The sequence below is a fragment of the Sulfitobacter sp. 1A13368 genome, from assembly GCF_043557275.1.
GTDB classification, from domain to species: domain Bacteria; phylum Pseudomonadota; class Alphaproteobacteria; order Rhodobacterales; family Rhodobacteraceae; genus Sulfitobacter; species Sulfitobacter faviae.
Genome location: NZ_JBIFFR010000004.1, coordinates 61,251 through 83,880, shown reverse-complemented (window position 1 = coordinate 83,880; position 22,630 = coordinate 61,251). Strand labels below are relative to the sequence as shown.

General features: G+C 65.3%; 23 protein-coding genes. 9 read left to right on the top strand and 14 right to left on the bottom strand.

Going from position 1 to position 22,630, the window contains the following annotated elements:
- Positions 1 to 2: 2 nt before the first annotated feature.
- Both hutH and hutI read right to left on the bottom strand, forming a co-directional pair.
- A complete protein-coding gene (gene hutH, locus ACGYK4_RS09765) occupies positions 3 to 1,541 on the bottom strand; it encodes a histidine ammonia-lyase (RefSeq protein WP_394456230.1) in 1,539 nt (512 codons plus the stop codon).
- Entirely contained in the window at positions 1,538 to 2,746 is a 1,209-nt protein-coding gene (hutI, locus tag ACGYK4_RS09760) for an imidazolonepropionase (RefSeq protein ID WP_394456228.1), read from the bottom strand. The genes hutH and hutI overlap by 4 nt, the downstream gene beginning before the upstream one ends.
- A gap of 85 nt (positions 2,747 to 2,831) precedes the next feature.
- Between hutI and ACGYK4_RS09755 the strand changes: the two genes are divergently transcribed.
- The 4 genes from ACGYK4_RS09755 (at position 2,832) to ACGYK4_RS09740 (ending at position 6,953) form a co-directional block, all read left to right on the top strand.
- Positions 2,832 to 4,190 carry a formimidoylglutamate deiminase gene (locus tag ACGYK4_RS09755; RefSeq protein ID WP_394456226.1) on the top strand — a complete coding sequence of 453 codons (1,359 nt, stop codon included), beginning with the start codon at positions 2,832 to 2,834 and terminating at the stop codon, positions 4,188 to 4,190.
- A gap of 109 nt (positions 4,191 to 4,299) precedes the next feature.
- Positions 4,300 to 4,518 (top strand): hypothetical protein, encoded by a 219-nt coding sequence (locus ACGYK4_RS09750; protein WP_271691879.1) that lies wholly within the window; start codon positions 4,300 to 4,302, stop codon positions 4,516 to 4,518.
- A 120-nt stretch (positions 4,519 to 4,638) separates the two neighbouring features.
- Positions 4,639 to 5,628: an ROK family protein gene (locus ACGYK4_RS09745; protein ID WP_394456224.1), complete on the top strand. Its 990-nt coding sequence runs from the start codon at positions 4,639 to 4,641 to the stop codon at positions 5,626 to 5,628.
- Positions 5,629 to 5,675: 47 nt separating this feature from the next.
- The gene (locus ACGYK4_RS09740; protein ID WP_394456222.1) at positions 5,676 to 6,953 is read left to right on the top strand and encodes a glycerate kinase; all 1,278 of its coding nucleotides are present in this window, start codon (positions 5,676 to 5,678) and stop codon (positions 6,951 to 6,953) included.
- 6 nt (positions 6,954 to 6,959) lie between these two features.
- Here the strand turns inward: ACGYK4_RS09740 and ACGYK4_RS09735 are convergent, their stop codons facing one another.
- The 6 genes from ACGYK4_RS09735 to ACGYK4_RS09710 form a co-directional block, all read right to left on the bottom strand.
- Complete coding sequence (locus ACGYK4_RS09735; protein WP_394456220.1) at positions 6,960 to 8,048, bottom strand: zinc-binding dehydrogenase; 1,089 nt, start codon at positions 8,046 to 8,048, stop codon at positions 6,960 to 6,962.
- Between the two features lie 72 nt (positions 8,049 to 8,120).
- Positions 8,121 to 9,341, bottom strand: coding sequence for a TCR/Tet family MFS transporter (locus ACGYK4_RS09730; protein ID WP_394456218.1), 1,221 nt, complete (start codon positions 9,339 to 9,341; stop codon positions 8,121 to 8,123).
- A 120-nt stretch (positions 9,342 to 9,461) separates the two neighbouring features.
- A complete protein-coding gene (gene pcaD / locus ACGYK4_RS09725) occupies positions 9,462 to 10,265 on the bottom strand; it encodes a 3-oxoadipate enol-lactonase (RefSeq protein WP_394456217.1) in 804 nt (267 codons plus the stop codon).
- Between the two features lie 170 nt (positions 10,266 to 10,435).
- A complete protein-coding gene (locus tag ACGYK4_RS09720; RefSeq protein WP_394456215.1) occupies positions 10,436 to 11,407 on the bottom strand; it encodes a threonine/serine dehydratase in 972 nt (323 codons plus the stop codon).
- Positions 11,404 to 12,225, bottom strand: coding sequence for an alpha/beta fold hydrolase (locus ACGYK4_RS09715; protein ID WP_394456213.1), 822 nt, complete (start codon positions 12,223 to 12,225; stop codon positions 11,404 to 11,406). Before ACGYK4_RS09715 ends, ACGYK4_RS09720 begins: the two co-directional genes overlap by 4 nt.
- Positions 12,225 to 12,911, bottom strand: a complete 687-nt coding sequence (locus ACGYK4_RS09710) for a haloacid dehalogenase type II (RefSeq protein WP_394456211.1) — start codon at positions 12,909 to 12,911, stop codon at positions 12,225 to 12,227. Before ACGYK4_RS09710 ends, ACGYK4_RS09715 begins: the two co-directional genes overlap by 1 nt.
- Positions 12,912 to 13,105: 194 nt before the next feature.
- Here ACGYK4_RS09710 and ACGYK4_RS09705 point away from each other — a divergent pair, with 194 nt between their 5' ends.
- Both ACGYK4_RS09705 and ACGYK4_RS09700 read left to right on the top strand, forming a co-directional pair.
- Positions 13,106 to 13,543, top strand: coding sequence for a peptidylprolyl isomerase (locus ACGYK4_RS09705; protein ID WP_067261388.1), 438 nt, complete (start codon positions 13,106 to 13,108; stop codon positions 13,541 to 13,543).
- A gap of 99 nt (positions 13,544 to 13,642) precedes the next feature.
- Positions 13,643 to 14,758 carry a class I SAM-dependent RNA methyltransferase gene (locus ACGYK4_RS09700; RefSeq protein WP_394456209.1) on the top strand — a complete coding sequence of 372 codons (1,116 nt, stop codon included), beginning with the start codon at positions 13,643 to 13,645 and terminating at the stop codon, positions 14,756 to 14,758.
- 185 nt (positions 14,759 to 14,943) lie between these two features.
- On the opposite strand, the gene ACGYK4_RS09695 is transcribed toward ACGYK4_RS09700, so the two are convergent.
- Together ACGYK4_RS09695 and fabB are read right to left on the bottom strand one after the other, a co-directional pair.
- Positions 14,944 to 15,735 carry an enoyl-ACP reductase gene (locus ACGYK4_RS09695; RefSeq protein ID WP_394456207.1) on the bottom strand — a complete coding sequence of 264 codons (792 nt, stop codon included), beginning with the start codon at positions 15,733 to 15,735 and terminating at the stop codon, positions 14,944 to 14,946.
- A 9-nt stretch (positions 15,736 to 15,744) separates the two neighbouring features.
- A complete protein-coding gene (fabB, locus tag ACGYK4_RS09690; protein ID WP_394456206.1) occupies positions 15,745 to 16,974 on the bottom strand; it encodes a beta-ketoacyl-ACP synthase I in 1,230 nt (409 codons plus the stop codon).
- 163 nt (positions 16,975 to 17,137) lie between these two features.
- Between fabB and ACGYK4_RS09685 the strand changes: the two genes are divergently transcribed.
- Both ACGYK4_RS09685 and ACGYK4_RS09680 read left to right on the top strand, forming a co-directional pair.
- Positions 17,138 to 18,517: an NAD-dependent succinate-semialdehyde dehydrogenase gene (locus ACGYK4_RS09685; protein ID WP_394456205.1), complete on the top strand. Its 1,380-nt coding sequence runs from the start codon at positions 17,138 to 17,140 to the stop codon at positions 18,515 to 18,517.
- 65 nt (positions 18,518 to 18,582) lie between these two features.
- Positions 18,583 to 19,185: an SDR family oxidoreductase gene (locus ACGYK4_RS09680; RefSeq protein ID WP_394456203.1), complete on the top strand. Its 603-nt coding sequence runs from the start codon at positions 18,583 to 18,585 to the stop codon at positions 19,183 to 19,185.
- A 59-nt stretch (positions 19,186 to 19,244) separates the two neighbouring features.
- On the opposite strand, the gene fabA is transcribed toward ACGYK4_RS09680, so the two are convergent.
- Complete coding sequence (gene fabA, locus ACGYK4_RS09675; RefSeq protein ID WP_067261401.1) at positions 19,245 to 19,754, bottom strand: bifunctional 3-hydroxydecanoyl-ACP dehydratase/trans-2-decenoyl-ACP isomerase; 510 nt, start codon at positions 19,752 to 19,754, stop codon at positions 19,245 to 19,247.
- Positions 19,755 to 19,917: 163 nt separating this feature from the next.
- Here fabA and irrA point away from each other — a divergent pair, with 163 nt between their 5' ends.
- On the top strand, positions 19,918 to 20,337 hold the full coding sequence (gene irrA / locus ACGYK4_RS09670; protein ID WP_394432245.1) for an iron response transcriptional regulator IrrA: 420 nt from the start codon (positions 19,918 to 19,920) through the stop codon (positions 20,335 to 20,337).
- Between the two features lie 31 nt (positions 20,338 to 20,368).
- Here the strand turns inward: irrA and ACGYK4_RS09665 are convergent, their stop codons facing one another.
- From ACGYK4_RS09665 to ACGYK4_RS09655, 3 genes are read right to left on the bottom strand one after another with little or no spacing between them, the layout of a single operon-like run.
- Positions 20,369 to 20,986, bottom strand: a complete 618-nt coding sequence (locus ACGYK4_RS09665; protein WP_394410569.1) for a class I SAM-dependent methyltransferase — start codon at positions 20,984 to 20,986, stop codon at positions 20,369 to 20,371.
- A 1-nt stretch (position 20,987) separates the two neighbouring features.
- Positions 20,988 to 21,767, bottom strand: coding sequence for a CDP-diacylglycerol--serine O-phosphatidyltransferase (gene pssA / locus ACGYK4_RS09660; protein ID WP_067261404.1), 780 nt, complete (start codon positions 21,765 to 21,767; stop codon positions 20,988 to 20,990).
- A 10-nt stretch (positions 21,768 to 21,777) separates the two neighbouring features.
- Complete coding sequence (locus ACGYK4_RS09655; RefSeq protein WP_394456201.1) at positions 21,778 to 22,470, bottom strand: phosphatidylserine decarboxylase; 693 nt, start codon at positions 22,468 to 22,470, stop codon at positions 21,778 to 21,780.
- Positions 22,471 to 22,630: the final 160 nt, after the last annotated feature.

The window sequence follows — 22,630 nt, the reverse complement described above, 5'->3', positions numbered from 1 at the left end:
GGTCATGTGGAAAGCCCCGGCATCTCGCAGGCGGCGACACGGGTGATCTCACCGCCCGCCACCATCCGTGCCGCGCGTTCCAGATCGGGGGCGAGGTAGCGGTCCTCTTCCAGCGTGGCGACCTCTTCGCGGACCCGCGCGACCACCCGCTGCAACGTCTCGCTGGTGGCCAGCGGCGCGCGAAAGTCGATGCCCTGCGCGGCGCAGAGCAGTTCCACCCCGAGGATGCGGTTCAGGTTCTCGGCCATCTGCCCCAGCCGTCGCGCGCCATGGGCGGCCATGCTGACGTGATCCTCTTGGTTGGCCGAGGTCGGCGTGCTGTCGGTAACGCAGGGGTTGGCGAGATGTTTGTTTTCGCTCATCAGGGCGGCGGTGGTGACTTCGGCGATCATATAGCCGCTGTTGAGACCGGGGGTTGGCGTCAGGAAGGGCGGCAGATTGAAGCTGAGCACCGGGTCCACGATCAGCGCCACCCGGCGCTGCGCGATGGCGCCGATCTCGGCCAGGGCGAGGGCGATCATATCGGCGGCGAAACCCACCGGCTCGGCATGGAAATTCCCGCCCGAAACGATGAGGTCCGCCCCCGTCAGCACCAGCGGGTTGTCGGTGGCGGCATTGGCTTCGACCTCCAGCGTGGCGGCGGCCATGCGCAGCACATCCATCGCCGCCCCTGTCACCTGCGGCTGGCAGCGGATGCAGTAAGGGTCTTGGACGCGGGCATCATTCGCCACATGGCTTTCGCGGATCTCCGAACCCTCGAGCAGGGCGCGCATGGTCTCGCCCGCTTCGATTTGGCCCCGGTGGCCGCGTAGGGCGTGAATTTCCGGTTGCAGCGGCGCGGTGGAGCCCATGATCGCATCCGTCGACAGGGCCGAGATCACCAGCGCCGAGGTCGCGGCCTGCCATGCGTCGAAGAGCCCCGCCAGCGCGAAGGCGGTGGAAAATTGCGTGCCGTTGATCAGCGCCAGCCCTTCCTTGGGGCCGAACTCCAACGGGGTAAGACCCGCGGCGGCCAGCGCCGCGCCGCCCGTCATGACGCGGCCCTCGAACTCCGCCTCGCCATGGCCCATCATCACGGCGGCCATATGTGCCAAGGGGGCCAGATCGCCCGAGGCGCCAACAGAGCCTTGCGCCGGGATCACCGGGGTCACGCCCCGCGCCAGCATGGCTTCGATCAGGTCCACGACCGCCAGCCGCACGCCCGAGGCACCGCGCCCGAGGCTCAGCAGTTTCAGCGCCATCAAGAGCCGCGCATGGCCGCGCGTGATCGCGGGGCCAACACCGCAGCAGTGCGACAGGATCAGGTTGCGTTGCAGCGCCGCCGTATCCTCTGCCGCGATCTTGACCGAGGCGAGCTTTCCGAAACCGGTGTTCACGCCGTAAACGGCATCTTCGCCCGCCACGGCCCGGGCGATGCGCGCATGGGCCTCTTCAATCGCGGGGCGGCAGGCGGGGGCGAGCCGCACCGATGCCTCTTCGCGGTAGATGCGGGCCAGATCGTCCAACGTGGCCGCGCCGGGGGTGAGGGTCAGGGTGGTCACGATTGGCCTCCGAAAATGCGGGAATGAAGCGGGTTGAAGCCGATGCGATAGGCAAGCTCGGCCGGGTGTTTAATGTCCCAAACGGCGAGGTCGGCGCGCAGGCCGGGGCGGATCATGCCGCAGTCGGCCCGCCCGAGCGCGCGGGCGGCGTGCTGCGTGGCGCCGCGGAGCGCCTCTTCCGGCGTCAGGCGGAACAGGGTGCAGCCCATGTTGAGCGTCAGCAGCAGCGAGTTCAGCGGCGATGAGCCGGGGTTGATATCCGTCGCCAGCGCCATCGGCACGACGTGTCGGCGCAGCAGGTCGATGGGCGGCGACTGGGTCTCGCGCAATGTATAGAAGGCACCGGGCAGCAGAACGGCGACGCTGCCCGCCTCGGCCATCGCGCTCACGCCGCTCTCATCAAGGTATTCGATATGATCCGCCGAGAGCGCGCCATAGGAGGCCGCGAGCCGCGCGCCGCCCAAGTTCGACAATTGCTCGGCATGGAGTTTCACCGGCAGGCCCAATTCCCGCGCCACGTCAAAGACCCGCGCGATTTGGGCGGGCTGAAAGGCGATGCCCTCGCAGAACCCGTCGACCGCATCTACCAGCCCTTCGGCATGAGCCGCACGCAGGGCGGGGAGGCAGACATCGTCGATATAGGCATCCGCGCGGCCTGTGTATTCGGCAGGCACCGCATGGGCGCCCAGGAAGGTGGTTGAGACGCGGATCGGGTGCTGCTGGCCAATGGCGCGAGCGGTGCGGAGCATGCGCAGCTCGGTCTCGATATCCAGACCATAGCCGGATTTCACTTCGATGGCCGTGACCCCTTCGGCGATCAGCACGTCGACGCGGCGCAGGGCATCGGCCAGCAACTCTGCCTCATCGGCGGCGCGGGTGGCGGTGACGGTTGAGACGATGCCGCCCCCGGCGCGGGCGATTTCCTCATAGCTGGCGCCCTCCAGCCGCATCTCGAACTCCCGCGCGCGGTCGCCGCCGTGCACGATATGGGTGTGGCAATCGATCAGCCCGGGGGTGACAAGCCGCTGGCCCAGCGATTCGGCGGGCAGGGCGCGGTAGCCTTGCGGCAGATCATCGCGCGGGCCGACCCATGCGATCTGGCCCTCGGCAATCGCGATCGCCGCATCTTCGATCAAACCATAGGGCTGTGGGCCATCCATCGTCGCCGCCGTGAGGTCGACCAAGACCCGATCCTGCGCTGTCATCCTATCGCCTCCTCCTAAGGTTTCACTTTTCTACATCGGTTTTATTTGCTATATGTCTATACATAAAGAAGCAGAGGGCCGTCAAATGATTTTCGCTACACATGCAAAACTGCCGCAGGGATGGGCGCGAGAGGTTCGGATCACGGTTGCCGATGGGCGGGTGACGCAGGTTGAGACCGGGCAGGCACCGCAGGCCGATGACACCCGTGTCGACACCCTGCTGCCCGCGCTGGCCAATCTCCACAGCCACAGCTTCCAACGCGCCATGGCCGGGATGACCGAGACGCGCTTGGCCGGGAAGGACAGTTTCTGGACATGGCGTGATTTGATGTATCGCTTCACCGCCCATCTGACGCCTGCGCATATCGAAGCCATCGCGGCCTTCGTCTTCCTAGAGATGCAAGAGGCCGGTTTCGCCAGCGTGGGAGAGTTTCACTACCTCCACCACCAACCCGACGGCACGCCCTATGACGAACTGGGGGAGCTATCGGCCCGGATCGCGGCCGCGGCGGCGCAGACGGGGATCGGGCTGACCCATCTGCCGGTGCTCTATACCTATGGCGAGGCGGGGCAGCAGCCCTTGCAGGCGGGGCAGGCGCGTTTTGGCAATGGGGTGGCGCGCTTCGGCGCACTGGTTGAGCATGCGCAGCGGGCGGTGCGGGACCTCCCCCCCGATTGCCGCGTCGGCATCGCGCCCCATTCGCTCCGCGCCACCGCCCCGGCGGAATTGGCCGAGGTGCTGGCCGCCCATCCCGATGTGCCGGTCCATATCCACATCGCCGAACAGCCCAAAGAAGTCGCGGATGTCTCCGCTTGGCTTGGCGCGCGCCCGGTCGACTGGTTGCTGGCCAATGCCGAGGTTGCCGAGAACTGGTGCCTGATCCACGCCACCCATATGACGGAAGGTGAGACCGCTGCCATGGCCCGCAGCGGCGCGGTGGCTGGGCTCTGCCCGGTGACGGAGGCCAATTTGGGCGATGGGCCGTTCAACGGGCCGGGCTACCTTGCCGCCGGGGGGCGGTTTGGCATCGGATCGGATTCCAACGTGTTGATTTCACTGACCGAGGAATTGCGCACGCTGGAATATTCGCAACGTCTGCGGGATTTGGCGCGCAATGTGATGGTGGCGGACGAAGGTTCGGTCGGGGCGGCGCTTTACACAGGTGCGGCGCGTGGCGGGGCACAGGCGCTTGGCCGGGGCCGGGGCGAGATTGCCGTGGGCGAATGGGCCGATCTTGTGGCGATCGACAGCCAAGACCCGGCGCTCTGCGCGCTGCGGCCTGACCAATTGCTCGACGGTCTGGCCTTTGCCGCCAAGGACCGGGTGGTGACCGATCTGTGGTCAGCGGGCCGCCATGCGGTGACGGGCGGGCGGCACCGGCAGCGGGATCGGATCGTGGCGGGTTACCGTCGCGCCATGGCAGAGGTGATGGCGCTTTTGTGAAACCTTCCCTTTCTGGGAACTTTAGCGCGGTCTGCCGGGTTGGCCCGGTAACGAGGACCGCGCGAAGTGCTGCGCGGCACAGCCCGAAGACAGCGAAAGGGAGCGGATCATGAGCCCACCAGACACGAACCTCAAAAAACAGGAAAGCCGTCACAAATGGCCCCTGATCGGCATGGCGCTTGTGGTGATCTTTGGCGTCGGGATCATCGTCTATTGGACGGGCGAAGAAGTCGCCACCGCGCCCGAGACGGAAGAAGAAGTGATCGTCGACGAGGAAAACGTCATCGAGGGCGACAATGAAGCATCGGTGCCGATCGCCCCTGATTGATCCAAACGGACAGCACCCAAATGCGAAACCCGGAAGCCTCGGCTTTCGGGTTTTGTTGTTTGACCTTGGCCGCGCGGGCGGGCCATCTTGCACCGGTATCAAGGGCAGCAGGGCAGGCACATGTGGTATTTGGTAGGGGACATCGGCGGCACCAATCTGCGCCTCGCAGCGGTAGACCCCGCGGGAGCGGTGGTAGAACGCCGCACCCATCCCACCGACGGGCTGACCACTTTGCCCGATGCCTGCGCGACGTTTTGTGCCGAGATGGGCCGCCCGCCCGAAGGGGTCGCCATGGCGGTGGCCGGGGTGGTTGTCGACGAGCAGGTGCGCATGACCAATGCGGCGCGCAGCATCTCGCGCGATGATCTGGCGCGGGCCTGCGGTTTGGACCCCACCAAGGTGCTGCTGCTCAATGATTTCGAGGCGGCGGCATGGTCCTTGGCCACGCTGGATACTGAGAAAGTGACCTATCTTCAGGGCGGGCCCGAACCGCAACCGGGGGCGCGGGTGATCATCGGCCCGGGGACGGGCCTTGGCGTCGGGTCTTTGGTCTGGCAGGGCGCGCGGCCCACGGCGGTGCCGGGCGAAGGCGGGCATCTGCGGCTCACCCCCCACAGCGCCGAGGAAGTGGCCTATTTCGAAGCCCTGATCGCGCTCTGGCCCGAGGTGCAGATGGGCGCGGCGCTGGCGGTCGAGGCCGAGGCGATCCTGTCGGGCACCGGCATGCCCTATTGGTATCGTGCCATCGCCTCCGCGCGGGGCGAGGCGGCGCATTTGGAGGGGGCGGCGGCGATTTTCGCGGCGGCCAAGGCCGGGGAGGACGCGAGCGCCTGTCGCGCGGTTGCTTTGATGGTGCAGTATCTTGGCGGGGTCGCGGGGGATCTGGGCTTGGTCATGGGCGCGCGCGGCGGGGTCTTCATCACGGGGGGCGTGGCGCAGCAGAACACTTGGATGCTAGATGACAGCTTCCTCGCCGCCTTTAACGCAGGGGGGCGGCACAGCAAATGGCGCGCGGCGATGCCCTTGGGCCTGTGCAGCGACCCCGACTTTGGCCTGCTGGGCGCGCGCAACTGCCTGTTTGTCCAGCACGAACACCCCCTGCCGGATTGACAGCAGGCAACGGGCCGCCATGATCGCCGCAGCAGTCGGAGTGCCCTATGTCCAACCTCAATGACCCGAAACGCCAGTTCTTGGCCGAACTGTTCGACACCGCCGTCGCCGCCGCCGATCCGCATTTGATCCTGAAAGACCGGCTGCCGCCGCCGCCCAAGGGGCGCACGGTGGTGATCGGTGCGGGCAAGGGGGCCGCGCAGTTGGCGCAGGCGTTCGAGGCCATCTGGCCGCACCCCTATGATGGTGTCGTGGTCACCCGCTACGGCTATGGCGCGCCTTGTCAGCGGATCAAGGTGATGGAGGCCGCCCATCCCGTGCCCGATCAGGCCGGGATCGAGGCTGCCCGCGCCTTGCAGGAAGCGGTGCAAGGTCTGGGGCCGGAGGATCAGGTGATCGCGCTGGTCTGCGGCGGCGGCTCATCGCTTTTGCCCGCTCCGCCCGAGGGGCTGACGTTGGAGGATTTGCAGGCGTTGAACGCGGCGCTGTTGGCCTCGGGCGCGCCGATTTCGGTCATGAATGACATCCGCAAGCAGTTCAGCACGGTCAACGGCGGACGTCTGGCGGAACTGGCCTATCCGGCGCAGGTGGTGAGCCTTGTCGTCTCGGACGTGCCGGGGGATGATCCGGGGGCCGTGGCCTCTGGTCCCACGGTGCCGGGGCGGCGTACTGCGGCGGCGGTGTTGGAAGAGGTGGCCGCGCGGGGGCTTGAGCTGCCGCCCCGTTGCATGGCGTTTCTGGAAAAGGCGGCGGAGCGGCCTGCTCAGGACGCGCCGAGCAACACGACCACCCATGTCATCGCTTCTGCGGGCCTGTCCCTCGCCGCCGCGGCCAAGGCTGCGCGGGCACGGGGCGTGAACGCATGGATCCTGTCGGACGCGATCGAGGGCGAGGCGCGGGAGGTGGCGCTGGTCCATGCGGCCCTTGCCCGACAGGCGCAGGAAAGCGGTTTTCCCCATCCTGCACCGCTGGTGCTGCTCTCGGGTGGGGAGACGACGGTCACCCTGCGCCACAAGGGGCGCGGCGGACGCAACAGTGAGTTTGCGCTGTCCCTTGCGCTGGCGCTCGAAGGGCGGGAGGGGATCACCGCTTTCGCCGCAGATACCGACGGGATTGACGGGTCAGAAGATAACGCGGGCGCCTTCGTCGAAGCGGGTACCGCGGCCGCGATGCGCGCGGCGGGTGTGGACCCGCGCGGCGCTTTGCAGCGCAACGATGCTTACGGCGCGTTCGAGGCGATTGACGCCCTGTTTCACACCGGCCCCACAGGGACCAATGTGAATGATTTTCGCGCTCTGCTGATCGGCGATTTGCCCGAGCGTTAAGCCAACCTAGGACCGGTCGAAAACGATCACATTGCGCCGCGCGGCCCCGGTCTTGGTGTCGGCAATCGCTTCGTTGATCTGGTCCAACCGCCAGCGGCCTGAGATCAGGCTGTCGAGTTGCAACCGGCCTTGGAGATAGAGGTCGACCATCCACGGGATATCCCGCTGGATCACCACATCTCCCATCTTAGAGCCGACCATGCCTTGCCCTAGGGCGGCGAGGACCACCGGCTCATAGCTGGCCTCGGCCCCGCTGTGGGGCATGCCGACCATGATCACCCGGCCTCCGGCGGCAAGGTAGCGCGGCGCGGTTTCATAGGCGGGGATCGCGCCCACGGTGACGATCACGGCATCTGCTCCGCGCCCCATGGCCTTGAAGGCCGCGCGCCACGGCTTCGCCTCGGTCGCGAGCACAGTGTCGGTCGCGCCGAATTCGCGGGCGATGGCGAGTTTGTCTTCGGTCATGTCGACCGCCACGATCCGCCGTGCGCCTGCGATGCGCGCCCCTTGGATGGCGTTGAGGCCGACACCTCCTGCACCGATGACCACCACGTCTTGCCCGGCGCGTAGCCCCGCCGCGTTGACCACGGCGCCCACGCCGGTGATCACGCCGCAGGCGATCAGGCAGGCGGCGTCTTTGGGAATGTCATGCGAGATTTTCACGACCTGCGAGCGGTCGACGACGACCTTCTCGGCGAAACCGCCGGTGTTCATCGCCTGAACGAGCGGTGCGCCCTCCGCCGTTTGCAGCGGCCCTTCGGGCGCTTGCGGGGTTTCGCAGATCGTCGGCTGGCCCGAGGCGCAGTTGGGGCAGCTGCCACAGGCGCGGATCAGGGTGACGATCACGCTGTCGCCCTCGGCCAGACCCTGCACATTCGGCCCCACGGCGCTGACGCGGCCTGCGGCCTCATGGCCATAGACGGCAGGCAGTGTGCCGCCCCAGCCACCTTCGGCAAATAGAATGTCGGAATGGCAGATCGCCACGGCATCCAAGGTCACTTCAACCTCACCCGATTGCGGTGCCTTGATGCGAATGTCTTCGACGCTCAGCGGTGTGTCAAAGGCATGGCAGACGGCGGCTTTGATGGTTTGCAATGGCCTGTCCCTTTCTTTCAATTTTCGCCAGCCTGACGCGGATGGGCCGGTGGCGCAAGACGGGGAATGGGCCTACTGCGGCGAAGTTTCACCTTGTGACGTGGGGGTAGGGCGGCTGGCAAAGAGCACCAAGCCGCCAAGGGTCAGCAAAAGCGCCAGCAGGAAGGGCGCGCCGGGCAGGTAAAGCGCAGCTTCCGGTGCGGTAAAATAGGCGAAAACCGCCGTCATCGTCAGCGGCGAGAGGATCATCGCCAGCGCGGTGGAGGAACTGAGCGCACCGTGCAGTTCCCCTTGGGCATCGGCGCTGACGCGGGCCGACATGATGCCTTGAAGCGCGGGCGGGATCACCCCGGCCAGCGCGGCGAGCGGGGTCATGATCAGCGCCCAAGTGCCCGAGGTCAGCACGGTCAGCGCGGCAAAGGCGGCAAGGGCAAAGATATGGCCTAAGATCACTGTGGCGCGCGCGCCCAAGCGGCGGATCACGGGGCCGATCAAGGCGCCTTGGACAAGCGCCATCAACACGCCGAAAAGGCCCAGAGACAGGCCGATCATCGTCGGGGACCAGCCAAAACGCTCGACCCCGAAATAGGCCCAGACCGCCGGATAGGCGGCAAAGCCCACATGGTAGATGAAATAGACCGCGAGCAGCCTGCCAACCTCGGGCAGGCGGCCAAGGGCGCGCAGCGCGCCCAGCGGATTGGCCCGTCGCCAGTCGAAGGCGCGGCGTTGCGTCGGGGGCAGGGTTTCGCGCAGCACGGCCCAGCCAAGCGCCGCGTTGCCCGCCGCCAGCAGCGCCGCCGCCCAAAAGGGCGCGCGGGTGCCATATTCGCCCAAGACGCCGCCCATCAGCGGCCCCAGAACAAAGCCCGCGCCAAAGGCCGCGCCGATCAGCCCGAAACGCGCCGCGCGGTCCTGCGCCGGAGAGATATCGGCCATATAGGCTGAGGCCGTGGCATGGGTCGCCGCCGTGATACCGCCCACGAGCCGTCCGATCAGCAGGAGCCAGATGCTGCCCGCCAGCGCCATGACACCGTAGTCCACCGTCATCACGACGAGTGCCAGCAGCAGGACCGGGCGGCGGCCAAAGCGGTCGGATAGCCCGCCCAGCACCGGGCCGAAGAGGAATTGCATGGCGGCAAAGCCCGTGGCCAGCACGCCGCCCCAAAGGGCCGCATCGCTCAGCCCGCCGCCGCGAACTTCGCGGATCAGGTCAGGCATGACGGGCAAGATCAGGCCGACGCCCATGGCATCGATCATCACCGTCACAAGGATAAAGATCAGTGGCAGCGGCATTCGGTCAGATGTGGTCCGCGCAGGGGCCAAAGGCAAGGGCGGACGTCGCGATAGGGCGCGAATGCGGCACGAGGCGCACGCGCATGGCCCGCCCGCTGCCGGACACACCTGCCGCCACGATCAGCCCTGCGCCTTCGGGATATGTCCGACACTGGCGAGGAAATCGTTCAACGTTTCTGCGTATTCCTGCGGCTGCTCGACACAGGGCAGATGGCCCGCGCGGCGGATCAATTTGAATTTCGAGGCAGGGATCAGGTCCATCAATTCGCGCACCAGATCGGGCGGGGTGGAGCCGTCTTCGGACCCCGCGATGCCAAGCGCGGGCAGGCGCAGGCCGGAGGTCGGAGTCATGAAGTCGCTGTGCGAGATCGCCGCCGAACAGCCCGCATAGCCCGCGTCGGGCTGCCGGGTCAGCATGTTGCGCCAGAGTGCCAGTTCGGGCGTGGCGCGGAACTGGGGCGAAAACCAGCGCTCCATCACCGCATCGGCAAGGCTTTCGATACCGCCCTGTTCCACCGCCGCGATCCGCGCATCCCAGATGTCGCGGTTGCCGATTTTGGTTGCGGTGTTGCTCAGCACCAGCGCGCGGATCATGTCGAGCCGTTTGACCGCCAGCCCCTGCGCGATCATCCCGCCGATAGAGAGGCCCACGAAGACGCAGCCGCGCACCTGAAGGTGGTCGAGCAGCCGCTCGGTATCTGTGATAAGCGAGCCCATGGAATAGGGCGCGGGCGGGCAGGACGACAGGCCGTGGCCGCGTTTGTCGAAACGGATGATGCGCAGACCGGGCGCGAGCAGCGGCAGGATCGGGTCCCACAGGCGCATGTCGGTGCCGAGCGAATTGGCGAAGACCACGGGCGCGCCGTCCTCAGGGCCGTCGACGCGGTAGTGCAGTTGCACCTCGCCGGTGTCGAAAATCTGCATGGGAGGTCTCCTTTGGGCGGCGTTGAGGGGCAGCATATCGTGCGAACGCGGGAGATCAAAGACGGGACAGTTCGAATAGGTACCGCCCGGTGGCACACCGGGCAGCGCCGACCCGCCCCCCTGGGGCGGCGCTTTCAGCACCACCCCGCGGGTCGGCGCTGCCCTAATCGTTACCCCAGCGTCTGCAGCGCGCGGGCGAACATATCCGCATCAACGTTCCCGCCGGAGATGGTGACGATCACATCGTCCCCGTCAATCTCTCCGCCCCGGAACAACGCCGCGGCAAGCGCCACGGCACCGCCCGGCTCGGCCACGAGTTTCAACCGGTTGAACGCATGCCCCATCGCCTGCAACGCCTCATCATCGCTCACCACCAGTCCCGGCCCTACAAGCCGCTGCATGATCGGAAAGGTCAGCTCCCCCGGCGCAGGCGTGACGATGGCGTCGCAGATCGAGCCGAGCGCCTTCGCATTCCGCTCGATCTGGCCGGAAACCAGCGAGCGGGCGGCATCGTCGAAGCCTTCCGGTTCCGCCGGGCGCACACGGAACCCCGGCGCCTCAGCCTCCAGCGCCAGCGCGATGCCGGAGGTCAGCCCGCCGCCGCCGCAGCAGACAATCACCTCGGCGGCTTCGATCCCGGCCTCGGCGGCCTGTTGGGCGATCTCGAGGCCGGTGGTGCCTTGGCCGGCGATGACCTGCGGCTCGTCATAGGGTTTGATCAGCGTGAGCCCGCGTTCCTCGGCCAAGGCCGCACCGATCTCCTCGCGGCTCTCATTCGCGCGGTCATAGAGCACCACCTCGGCGCCATAGGCGCGGGTGTTGGCGATCTTCAGGCGCGGGCTGTCCTCGGGCATGACGATCACGGCAGGGGCGCCGTGCATCTTGGCGGCCAGCGCCACGCCTTGGGCATGGTTGCCACTGGAATAGGCGATGACGCCCTTAGCGCGCTGCGCGCTCGGCAGGGCCGAGAGGGCCGACCACGCGCCGCGGAACTTGAAGCTGCCAGTATGCTGCAAACACTCGGGTTTGACCCAGACCCGGCGGCCCGCGATCTCGTCCAGAAAGGGGGAGTTCAAGAGCGGCGTGCGCCGCACATGGCCCTTGGCGCGGTCGGCGGCGGCGCGGATCATGTCGATGTTCATTTGATTTGTCCTATCCATTCGTGCAGCGCGGCAAGCGCTTGGGGTTCGTCGAGAAAGGGCACATGGCCGCGGTCCGGCACTTCGGCCACAATCATATCGGGGCGGCGGGCCTGCATTTGCATCAGTGTCTCGCGGCTGAACAAGGTGGAATTGGCCCCGCGGATCGTGACCAGCGGCAGGCCTTGCAGCGCATCGAAAAACGGCCAGAGATCAACCGTCGGTTGACCAGCCGCGGCCACGGCATCGCGCAGATGCGGATCATAGGTGATTTTCAGCCCATCGTCGGTCGCCCTGTAGTGACGCTTGACCTCCTCAAGCCAGCGGCGCTCGGGCACGCCGTGAAACTCGGGGAAGGCGCGGGCCATGGCGGCGGCGGCCTCTTCATAGGTTTTGGCGGCGGGGTTGCGACCGAGATAGCCCATGATGAATTCAACGCCCTTGGGGTCAAGCTCGGGGCCCACGTCATTCAGCGCCACGCCCAAAAGGTGATCATGAGCGACCATCGCCAGCGCCATGGCATTCAGCCCGCCACGCGAGGTGCCGATGAGGGCGACCTGTTCCAGCCCCAGATGCGCCAGCAATTCCAACACGTCGCGGCATTCCACCGAGAGCGTGTAGTTCCGCCAATTCGCGTCGAAATCCGAGCGGCCCCGCCCGCGGTAGTCCATGCGGATCAGCCGGTGATCAGCCAAATGCGGGGCGAGGTAGTCGAAATCCGCGCCGGTGCGGGTGAGACCGGCAAGGCAAAGGATCGGCAAGCCACTGCCCTCATCCGTGTAATGCAGCGACAGCCCGTCGGAGGTGGTGAAACGCGGCATCAGAGCCCCGCCAATGCGGGAATGCCGCTGAGTTCGCGCAACTGATGCGCGGGTTTCCACGGCAGCCGGTCCACCGGATCGCCGCCCCGGTTTACCCATGCGGTGGTGAACCCATAGCCCGTCGCCGCCGCCGCGTCCCAGCCGTTGGAGGACACGAACAGCACCTCGTCCTTGGCGCAGCCGAAGTGTTCTCCGACAAGGTCATAGACCGACGCATGCGGTTTGAAGACGCCGACGCTTTCGACCGAAAGCGAGACATCCAAAAGTTCACCGATTCCCGCCGATTGCACCGCCCCGTCCAGCATCGCGGGGGCGCCGTTGGACAGGATCGCTGTGTTCAGGCCCCCGTCTTTCAGCGCGCGCAGCATGGCGGGCACCTCGTCATAGGCGCGAAGCTCCCAGTAAAGCGCCAGCAGGCGCGCGCGCAGGGCAGGGTCATTGGCGAGGTTCATCTTCTCCAGCGTCCAATCCAGCCCCTCTTGGGTGACTTGCCAGAAATCATCATGCGCCCCGGTCACCGCCCGCAGCCATGAATACTGCAACTGCTTGAGGCGCCAGTGTTCTGCCAGTTCCGGCCAAGTCTCGGCGATGGCGGCGAAAGCGGGTTCGGCTGCGGCCTCACGGGCGGCGGCGGCCACGTCGAAGAGGGTTCCATAGGCGTCGAAAACGCAGGTGGTGATGGGCATCTGACAGGCTCTCCCTTTCCGTGTCGCGGCAGAGTGGCACGCAGGCGCGGCGGCGAAAAGGGGCGAATTCCGCGATCGACCCGGACGGGGGGTTTACTCTCGGGGTCACAATCTTCATGCTGTCGCGGAATTTGGAGCACCCGCGCAGATACGCGGCCTCCTTCCTTTTTTCCCCTACAGATTGGAGACACCCGATGGCTGAGGTCAAATCCGGCGACACAGTACAGATTCACTATACCGGCACGTTGAAAGACGGCACCACCTTCGACAGCTCCGAGGGCCGTGACCCGCTGGAGTTCGTTGTGGGCTCGGGCCAGATCATCCCCGGCCTCGACAGCGCGCTGCCCGGCATGACCGAGGGCGACAAGAAGGTCGTTCAAGTGCCCAGCGAAGAGGCCTATGGCCCCGTGAACCCCGAGATGCGTCAGGCCGTGCCGCGCGAGGGCATCCCGGCGGACATCCCGCTCGATCCCGGCACGCAGCTGCAGATGCAGACCCCCGAAGGTCAGGCCCTGCCGGTGACCGTGGTCGAGGTTGACGAGACCACCGTCACGCTCGACGCCAACCACCCGCTGGCGGGCAAGGACCTGCAGTTCGACATCGAACTGGTCAAGATCGCTCCGGCGGCCTGATATCGGTGGCCGGGGGGGCTTCCCCCCCGGCACGCCCCAAATACGTCTCCGGCGTCTTTTCCCCTCGCACGCCCGCGCATTGGCGCTTATGCAGGGGCCATGGATACCCCAGATACATTCGAGATTTTCCTTGTCTGCCCGCCCGGGCTTGAGGATTTGCTCTGCGCCGAAGCGCAGGAAAAAGGTTTTGCAGCAGCGCAGGCCCAGCCCGGTGGCGTGACCGTTCAGGGCGGCTGGCCCGAGGTCTGGCGCGCCAATCTGGAGCTGCGCGGCGCCGCACGGGTGCTGGCGCGGATCGGCGGTTTCATGGCCTTCCATCTGGCGCAGTTGGATAAGCGTTGTCGGAAGTTTCCTTTCAGTGACGTGCTGCGGTCGGATGTGCCGGTGAAGGTGCAAGTGACGACCAAGGCGTCGAAGATCTATCACGCCGGGGCGGCAGCCCAACGGGTCGAGACGGCGCTGCGCGAGAGCCATGGCATCACTGTCGATGCCGAGGCCGCGCTGGTGCTGAAGGTGCGCATTCACGACAATCAGGTAACCTTCAGCCTCGATACCTCTGGCGAGGCGCTGCACAAGCGCGGCCACAAGGAGGCCGTGGGCAAGGCGCCGATGCGCGAGAACATGGCGGCACTGATGCTGCGGTCCTGCGGCTATGCGCCCGGCGAGCCGGTGGTCGATCCGATGTGCGGCTCGGGCACGTTCCTGATCGAGGCCGCCGAGATCGCGGCGGGGCTGAAGCCCGGGCGCTCGCGGCGTTTCGCTTTCGAGGAACTGGCGAGTTTCGATGCCGGGGCGTGGGAAGAGATGCGCTCTGCGGGGGAGGTGGCCGAGCCTGCTGTGCGGTTCCACGGCTCCGACCGGGACGCGGGCGCGATCCGCATGAGCACGGCCAATGCCGACCGGGCCGGGGTGGGGGCGTGGTGTCACTTCGCCTGCCATGGGGCAGGGGAGGTGCAGCCGCCCGAAGGCCCGCCCGGGCTGGTGATCGTGAACCCGCCCTACGGCGGGCGGATCGGCAACAAGAAGCTACTTTATCCGCTCTACGGGACGCTTGGCGAGACGCTGAAGGCTCGGTTCCGCGGCTGGCGGGTGGGGCTGGTGACCTCGGAGCCGCCGCTTGCGAAGGCGACCGGGCTGCCGTGGAAGGGGCAGGGGCCGGCGATTGCGCATGGCGGGATGAAGGTGTGGCTCTGGCAGACAGAGGCGCTGCGGTAGAGGCTGCCACTTGGCCCGGAATCAAGCCGCAGGCGCCGGGCCATCGCCTGCCCGCCCGGACGGGTAGGCGATTTGGTGAGGCTGGACGCGACTTGGCGAAGTCACGTCACGGCTGAACCATAAAGTGGCAAGGTCCAGCCGTTGCCATCGCCGACCCGCGGGCAGGCGATGGCCCTCGTGCTTCGTTACAGATGCTCCGCCTGCGGCATCCCCAGCACGTGGAAGCCGCCATCCACACGGATGATCTCACCTGTTGTGCAGGCGCCGGCGTCAGACGCCAGATACACCGCCGTGCCGCCCACAGCCTCGAGCGTCGCGTTGGACCGCAGCGGCGCATTCTGATCCGTGTGCTTGTAGGTCTTGCGCGCGCCGCCGATGGCAGCCCCCGCCAGCGTCTTCATCGGACCCGGCGAGATCGCGTTCACGCGGATGCCTTCCGGCCCCAGATCATTCGCCAGATAGCGCGTCGCACTCTCCAGGGCCGCTTTGGCCACGCCCATCACGTTGTAATTCGGCGTCACCCGGTTCGAGCCCATGTAGGTCAGCGTCATCAGGGTACCGCCGGTGTCTTTCATCAGCGGATGCGCGCGGCGCGCCACGTCGATGAAGGAATAGGCCGAGATATCCATGGAGTTCTTGAAGTTCGCCCGGCTGGTGTTCAAAAACCGCCCCGTCAGTTCGGACTTGTCCGAAAAGGCAATGGCATGCACGACGAAGTCGATCGTCGGCCAACGCGCGCCCAACTCCTCGAAAGCGCGGTCGAGCGAGGCGTCGTCGGTCACGTCGACATCGACCATGAAGTCGGACCCGACGCTCTGCGCCAGCGGCTTCAACCGGCTGCCAAAAGCCTCGCCCTGATAGGTGAAGGCCAGTTCCGCCCCGGCCTCGGCCATCGCCTTGGCGATGCCCCAGGCGATGGAGCGTTCATTGGCCACACCCATGACGAGGCCACGTTTTCCTGCAAGTAATCCAGACATGCCCAGCCCTCAGCCTTGGTACTTCGACAGGATCATCGACCCGTTTGTGCCGCCGAACCCGAAGGAGTTCGTCATCACCGTGTCGAGGCCCGCGTTGTCGACCCGCTCGAGCGCGATCTCGGACGCATCAAGCGCGGGGTCGAGGTTCTGCACGTTGATCGACTTGGCGATGAAATCGTTGTCGAGCATCAAAAGCGAGAAGATCGCCTCCAGCGCGCCGGCAGCGCCCTGCGCGTGGCCGGTCATCGACTTGGTGGAGCTGACGGGCGGGGTGTTGCCCTCACCGAAGACACGGCGCACCGCCTCGATCTCGCCCACGTCGCCCACCGGGGTCGAAGTGCCATGGGCGTTGATATAGCCCACCTTGCGGCCCTCGGGCAGGGTCTCCAGCGCCAGACGCATGGCGCGCTCACCGCCCTCGCCCGAAGGGGCGACCATGTCATGCCCGTCGCTGGTGGCGGCATAGCCGGTCACCTCGGCGTAGATCTTCGCACCCCGCGCCAGCGCGTGGTCGAGGTCTTCCAGCACCAGCATGCCGCCGCCGCCGGAGATCACGAAACCGTCGCGGTCAGCGTCAAAAGCGCGGCTCGCGGTTTCGGGCGCGTCATTGTATTTGGACGACATTGCGCCCATTGCGTCGAAGAGGCAGCTGAGCGTCCAGTCCAACTCCTCACCACCACCGGCGAACATCACGTCTTGCTTGCCCAGCATGATCTGCTCGGCCGCGTTGCCGATGCAATGCAGGGAGGTAGAACAGGCCGAGGTGATGGAATAGTTGATGCCCTTGATCTTGAACGCGGTCGAGAGGTTCGCACTGACGGTCGAGGACATGCATTTGGGCACGGCAAAGGGCCCGATGCGCTTGGTCGCGCCGGTGTCCTTCACGATGTTATGCGCGGCGAACATGGCGGAGGTCGACGGCCCGCCCGAGCCTGCCACCAGACCGGTGCGCGGGTTGCTGATCTGCGCCTCGTCGAGACCCGCATCCTTGATCGCCTGATCCATGGCGACATAGGCATAGCCCGCGCCCGGCCCCATGAAACGCAAGGTCCGCTTGTCGATGTGATCGGCCAGATTCATCTTCAGCGTCCCGGCGACGCGGCTGCGGAACCCGTGTTCGGCCATCTCCGGGCTGGCTTCGATCCCGGAGGTGCCGTTTTTCAGTGCTTCGAGCACTTCTTCGGCGTTGTTTCCGATGGATGAGACAATCCCCAACCCTGTGACGACGACGCGGCGCATGCGCAGCACTCCTTTGTTTTGGCAGCCCCGGTGTATGCCAGCACGCCCATACGGCGCAAGCGGTTTGCCGATCCTCTGCGCGCGAAGGTCGCGGTCAAGGTTCTGTGATGGAACGGTGCAGTGGCAGGTGGTGTTGGCTTCACGAGACATAAAGGAGATTAGAATGCCCAAGATCAATACGGTAAATCCCGCCACCGAAGAGGTGCTCGACACCTATGACGTGATGTCCGAAACCGAAGCGACCCAAGCGGTCGAGGCCACGCATGAGGCGTTTAAGGAATGGCGCAAGCTGACCCATGCCGAACGCGCGCCCTATCTGAAAAAGATCGCCGAGAAGCTGCGCGAAAATAAGGAAAGCCTGTCGGAACTGATGACCCGCGAGGTCGGCAAGCTCTACAAAGACGGGCTGACCGAGGTCGAACTCTGCGCCCAGATCTTTGAATATACCGCCGAGAACGGCCCCGACATGCTGAAGGACGAGGAGCGTAAACACGCGGGCGGCAAGAAGCGCGGTGTGGTGACCTATCAGCCCATCGGCGTGATCTATCAGATTCAGCCGTGGAACTTCCCTCTCTACCAGCCCGTGCGCGTGCTGGCCGCGAACCTGCTGACCGGCAACGGCTGCGTCCTGAAACACGCGGAAATCTGCACCGGCAGCGGCTTGCGTTTGAAAGAGATCTGCGAAGAAGCGGGCCTGCCCAAAGACCTTTTCAACGTCATCATCATCGACCACGATACCTCCGACAAGCTGATCGGCCATAAGCTGGTACGCGGCGTGACCATGACCGGCTCTGACAGCGCGGGCAGCCATATCGGGTCCGAGGCCGCGAAACATCTCAAGAAATCCGTGCTCGAACTGGGCTCGAACGACGCCTATCTCGTGCTCGACGACGCCGATATCGAAACGGCGGTGAAATTCTCGACCATGGGGCGGCTTTATAACAACGGCCAGACCTGCGTGTCGGCCAAGCGTTTCATCGTGACCGAGAAGAATTACGACGCGTTCGTGAGCGCCTATGTCGATGCGATGAAGGCGATCCCGATGGGCGATCCAATGGACGAAGACACCAAGCTCGGGCCGCTGTCGAGCCAAGAGCAGTTTGAATCCGTCCGTGATCAGGTGAAAGAGAGTGTTGAGAAGGGCGCCAAGGTCCTCTGCGGTGGCGAAGTGCCCGATCGCACGGGTGCCTATTATCCCGCGACCGTTCTGGCCGAGGTCAAGCCGGGCATGCCAGCCTATGACGATGAAATCTTCGGCCCCGTCGCCTCGGTTATCCGGGCGAAGGATGACGAAGACGCGATGCGCATTGCCAATGACAGCCGCTATGGTCTGGGCGGCGGCATCTTCTGCACGGATGAAGAACACGCCCTGCGCCTTGCGCGGGATGAGTTCGACACCGGCATGGTGCGGATCAACAACTTTGGCGCCGCCGATCCGAATATGCCCTTCGGCGGGGTGAAGAATTCCGGCTACGGGCGCGAACACGGCGGCTTTGGCATGAAAGAGTTCGTCAACGCCAAGTCGATTTTTCTGCCGTCGTAACCGGCAAAGGGCGGGCGGCGCGAAACGCCGCTGCCCGTATCAAACTAAATTCCGAGAGGTTCCATATGACCATGAAAGTACTTGTCGCCGGTGCGACCGGCAAAACCGGGCGTCTGCTCGTCAGTGAATTGAAAGACCGCGGGGCCGAGCCCATCGCACTGGTGCGCGACGGCTCCGATACCTCTGTTCTGCCCGAGGGCACTGAAGAGCGGAAGGGTGATCTGACCAACCTGCAAGCGGGTGTGTGCGACGGTGTAGACGCCGTTGTTTTCGCCGCCGGGTCGGGCGGCAGCACGGGGCCGGAGATGACTGAGAAGGTCGACCGCGAAGGCGCGCAGCGTCTGGTCGATCTGGCCCGCGAGGCCGAGGTCGACCGCTTTGTGATGCTGAGTTCGGTGGGCGCCGATAATCCGCCGGAGGATCATGAGATGACCCATTACCTGAAGGCGAAGCAGGCGGCGGATGAACATCTGCAAGCATCCGGCCTGACCCATTCGATCCTGCGGCCCGTGGCGCTGACCGATGACCCCAAGACCAATGCGGTCAATCTCGGCGAAGGTGTCGATCAGAAGAGCGAGGCGCATCGTGCCGATGTGGCAGCCGTATTGGCCGAGGCCGCGGTGACCGGGCGTCATGACGGTAAGGTGCAGGAAATGCAAACGCTTTGAGCGACAATGCAAAAGGGGGCCGCGCGGCCCCCTTTTCATATCCGTAAAGTCGCAGCGCTTCAGCTCTCGCTGAGGGCGACTTTCATGTCTTTTACCTGATAGATCACCTCGCCGTCCGCCTCGACGATGCCATCGGCCACGCCCATGGTCAGGCGGCGGGTTTGGATCGCCTTGGTGAAGTCGATCTTGTAGGTCAGCATCTTGCGGTCCGGGCGCACCATGCCGGTGAGCTTCACCTCGCCCACGCCAAGCGCATAGCCGCGCCCCTGCCAGCCACGCCAGCCGAGGTTGAAGCCCGTGAGCTGCCACAGGCCGTCAAGGCCAAGGCAGCCGGGCATGATCGGATTGCCGGGGAAGTGGCATTCAAAGAACCACAGGTCGGGGGTGATATCGAACTCGGCGGTGATATGGCCCTTGCCATGCGCGCCACCATCGGCCGAGACATCGGTGATCCGGTCCATCATGAGCATCGGCGGGGCGGGAAGCTGTGCGTTGCCGGGGCCGAAAAGCTCACCGCGGGCGCATTTCAGCAGATCTTCCTTGTCGAAACTCGTGGGGTAGTCGGCCATCCTGCGGCTCTCCTGCTGCTCTGTTATAACGTCCGGCCCCGTTTAGCACCCCGCCGCCGCGTGCCGCAAGGGCGCGGCAGGGACGCTGCGACGATTGGTGCAAGGTTTTCAATTGAAAACCGGGGATTTCCTCCTTTATATGACCCTGAAAGGCAGGGAACTGATGTCCGTAGAGGTACAAGAGGTCGGAACGCGCTGGTTGGCTCAGGCCGGGCTGCGCCCCACGCGCCAACGTGTCACGCTGGCGAGCCTTCTGGTGGGCGATGGGCAAGACCGCCACGTCACCGCCGAAAGCCTGTTTGAGGCTGCGAAGGGGCAGGGCGAAGCCGTGTCGCTGGCGACGGTCTACAACACGCTGCGCGCCTTTTGTGATGCGGGGCTGTTGCAGGAGGTGACCGTGGATGGCTCGAAAAGCTATTTCGACACCAACACCCACGACCACCCGCATTTCTTTTGGGAAGACGACAGCAAGCTGACCGATGCGCCCTCGGAAGAGTTGGTGATCGCTCAGCTTCCTGATGCGCCTGAGGGGGCCGAGATTGCCTCGGTCGATGTGGTGATCCGGCTGCGCCGGAAGACCTGAACCGGCGGGGGACGCCCCGCCGCCTGCGTGATCAGCCGCGTTTGCGCAACACTAGGAAGGTCATCATGCCCATGGGCGGCAGGGCGCGTTCGTCTTCGACTTCCAGCGCATCTTGTTGCAACACGGTTTCCATCTCGAAATCCGAATGCCAGCCGAGCGTATTCGCAAAGGGGGCCGAGACTTTCTCAAGAAAGCCCAGCACCCCCGTGGTGCGCATGAAATGGTTGGCGATGACCACCTGACCGCCGGGTTTGAGCACGCGGGCGATTTCCTCCATCACCCGCTCAGGCTCGGGCACCACGGACAGCACATGCATCGCAGCAACCGTGTCGAAACTGGCATCGGGGAAGTCGAGGTCGCGCGCGTCCATCTGGCGCAGGTCAGCTACATGTTGCAGCCCTTCACGGGTGACGCGCTGGCGGGCCTTGGCGAGCATCTCGTCGCTGAAATCAATGCCTGTGACGGAGAGGTGCGGCGCGTAGTGGGGCAAGGACAGGCCGGTGCCGACACCCACTTCAAGGACAGAGCCGCTGCCCTTGTTGATATGGGCCACGACATGGCGGCGACCGCCGCTGGTCAGCGCGCCGAAGGTCTTGTCGTAGATCGGTGCCCAACGGGCATAGGAAGTCTCGACCGCCTTGATGTCCATTTCAATTCCTTTTGGTTAAACTCGTTTTCCGTGCTCTCAAAAGCCCCCAGATCACCATGCCGATATAGGCCAAGCAAAGCACGACGAGCGTGGTCCAAGCGTAGGTGGCCAAGGCGGCGGCGAAAATTGCCACGCCCACCAGCAGGTATTTCACATGGCGTCGGGAGACTTTGGTGGTTTTGAAAGACCATGTGGGGATGCGGCTGATCATCAGAAATCCAATCAGCACCATATGCAGGCAGATCATCCAATCCGGCAGGATCGGCCGGTTGTGAAAGGCAAAGGACAGCGTCATCGGCAAGAGCACCAGCAGCGCGCCCGCGGGCGAGGGGATGCCGGTGAAGAAGGAACCGGATTCGCCCACCGCATCGCCGTTCTTGGCCTTAGCGGCTTCGGCCTTGTCGTTGACGTTGAACCGCGCCAGCCGCACAACGCAGCAGACCGCGTAGACGAGCACAGAAATCCACGCCGCGCTGCGCATGTCTTGCAGCGCCCAGAAATAGAGGATCAGCGGCGGGGCCACGCCGAAGTTCAAAAAATCGGCCAGGGAGTCCAATTCCGCCCCCATCGGACTGGAAGACCGCAGGAGTCGCGCCAGCCGCCCGTCCAACCCATCCAGCACGCAGGCCAAAAGGATCAGTTGCACCGCCAGCACATAGTTGCCCTGCACCCCAAAGCGGATCGCCGAAAGCCCTGCGCAAATCGCGGTGATCGTCAGCGCATTGGGCAGAAGCTGGATCAGCGCAAGGTCCGCGCCGGTCTTTTCAGATGGGGGGCGCATGGGGTCTTTCCTAAAGCGGGGCGGTCTCTATGACCGGCTGTTTCAACTCGGCCAGCACGGTTTCCCCGGCGACCATGGTCTGCCCGATGCGCACCATCGGGTCGACGCCTTCGGGCAGGTAAACATCTAGCCGGGAGCCAAAGCGGATCAAGCCGAAGCGTTCGCCGGTCTCAAGCCCGTCGCCGGATTTCACGAAACAGACGATGCGCCGCGCCACGAGGCCCGCGATCTGCACCACCGCGATGTCGCGCCCGTCGTCCATGCGGATGCACAGGCTGTTGCGCTCATTGTCGGCGCTGGCCTTGTCGAGCGAGGCGTTGAAGAATTTGCCCGGACGGTAGGCCACGGCCTGCACCTTGCCCGCGACGGGGGCGCGGTTGATGTGGCAGTTAAAGACGCTCATGAAAACGCTGACGCGGGTCAGGGGTACATCCGGCATCCCCAGTTCGGCGGGCGGCACCGCAGGCTCGATGAGTGAGACGATGCCGTCGGCGGGGCTGACGATCAGGTCGGGCCGGTCCGGGGTGACACGCTCGGGGTCGCGGAAGAAGTAGTAGCACCAGATCGTCAGGCCGACGCCGATCCAGCCGAGGACTTCTTCGATGGCGAAGAGCACCAGCGTGACAGCGGCGAAGACCGCCACGAATTTGATGCCCTCGCGGTGCATCGGTTTGATGAATGTGTCGAGCAAGTTGACGGCCATCGGACCCTCCCGTTCAGGCTGTCTTCCGTCATAGGTGCATAGCGGGTGAGTGCAAGGAGGTTTTAGGTGGGCGCGTTTTTTGGGCGGTTGCGGGCTGAGGGTAGCGGATACCGGCGGTGTCTTGTCCGGGCATCGAAAAGGTTAGCCGCCATGCGCTGAG

What these genes read in the sequence shown, in the direction of transcription:
- hutI (WP_394456228.1), bottom strand. Translation starts at nt 2,746, where the DNA reads ATGACAGCGCAGGATCGGGTCTTGGTCGACCTCACGGCGGCGACGATG.
- ACGYK4_RS09710 (WP_394456211.1), bottom strand. Translation starts at nt 12,911, where the DNA reads ATGCCCATCACCACCTGCGTTTTCGACGCCTATGGAACCCTCTTCGAC.
- ACGYK4_RS09700 (WP_394456209.1), top strand. Translation starts at nt 13,643, where the DNA reads ATGGATACCCCAGATACATTCGAGATTTTCCTTGTCTGCCCGCCCGGG.
- fabB (WP_394456206.1), bottom strand. Translation starts at nt 16,974, where the DNA reads ATGCGCCGCGTCGTCGTCACAGGGTTGGGGATTGTCTCATCCATCGGA.
- irrA (WP_394432245.1), top strand. Translation starts at nt 19,918, where the DNA reads ATGTCCGTAGAGGTACAAGAGGTCGGAACGCGCTGGTTGGCTCAGGCC.
- ACGYK4_RS09750 (WP_271691879.1), top strand. Translation starts at nt 4,300, where the DNA reads ATGAGCCCACCAGACACGAACCTCAAAAAACAGGAAAGCCGTCACAAA.
- ACGYK4_RS09665 (WP_394410569.1), bottom strand. Translation starts at nt 20,986, where the DNA reads ATGGACATCAAGGCGGTCGAGACTTCCTATGCCCGTTGGGCACCGATC.
- ACGYK4_RS09715 (WP_394456213.1), bottom strand. Translation starts at nt 12,225, where the DNA reads ATGCCGCGTTTCACCACCTCCGACGGGCTGTCGCTGCATTACACGGAT.
- ACGYK4_RS09755 (WP_394456226.1), top strand. Translation starts at nt 2,832, where the DNA reads ATGATTTTCGCTACACATGCAAAACTGCCGCAGGGATGGGCGCGAGAG.
- ACGYK4_RS09655 (WP_394456201.1), bottom strand. Translation starts at nt 22,470, where the DNA reads ATGGCCGTCAACTTGCTCGACACATTCATCAAACCGATGCACCGCGAG.
- ACGYK4_RS09730 (WP_394456218.1), bottom strand. Translation starts at nt 9,341, where the DNA reads ATGCCGCTGCCACTGATCTTTATCCTTGTGACGGTGATGATCGATGCC.
- ACGYK4_RS09685 (WP_394456205.1), top strand. Translation starts at nt 17,138, where the DNA reads ATGCCCAAGATCAATACGGTAAATCCCGCCACCGAAGAGGTGCTCGAC.
- ACGYK4_RS09695 (WP_394456207.1), bottom strand. Translation starts at nt 15,735, where the DNA reads ATGTCTGGATTACTTGCAGGAAAACGTGGCCTCGTCATGGGTGTGGCC.
- ACGYK4_RS09745 (WP_394456224.1), top strand. Translation starts at nt 4,639, where the DNA reads ATGTGGTATTTGGTAGGGGACATCGGCGGCACCAATCTGCGCCTCGCA.
- ACGYK4_RS09740 (WP_394456222.1), top strand. Translation starts at nt 5,676, where the DNA reads ATGTCCAACCTCAATGACCCGAAACGCCAGTTCTTGGCCGAACTGTTC.
- ACGYK4_RS09705 (WP_067261388.1), top strand. Translation starts at nt 13,106, where the DNA reads ATGGCTGAGGTCAAATCCGGCGACACAGTACAGATTCACTATACCGGC.
- ACGYK4_RS09680 (WP_394456203.1), top strand. Translation starts at nt 18,583, where the DNA reads ATGACCATGAAAGTACTTGTCGCCGGTGCGACCGGCAAAACCGGGCGT.
- pssA (WP_067261404.1), bottom strand. Translation starts at nt 21,767, where the DNA reads ATGCGCCCCCCATCTGAAAAGACCGGCGCGGACCTTGCGCTGATCCAG.
- ACGYK4_RS09720 (WP_394456215.1), bottom strand. Translation starts at nt 11,407, where the DNA reads ATGAACATCGACATGATCCGCGCCGCCGCCGACCGCGCCAAGGGCCAT.
- fabA (WP_067261401.1), bottom strand. Translation starts at nt 19,754, where the DNA reads ATGGCCGACTACCCCACGAGTTTCGACAAGGAAGATCTGCTGAAATGC.
- pcaD (WP_394456217.1), bottom strand. Translation starts at nt 10,265, where the DNA reads ATGCAGATTTTCGACACCGGCGAGGTGCAACTGCACTACCGCGTCGAC.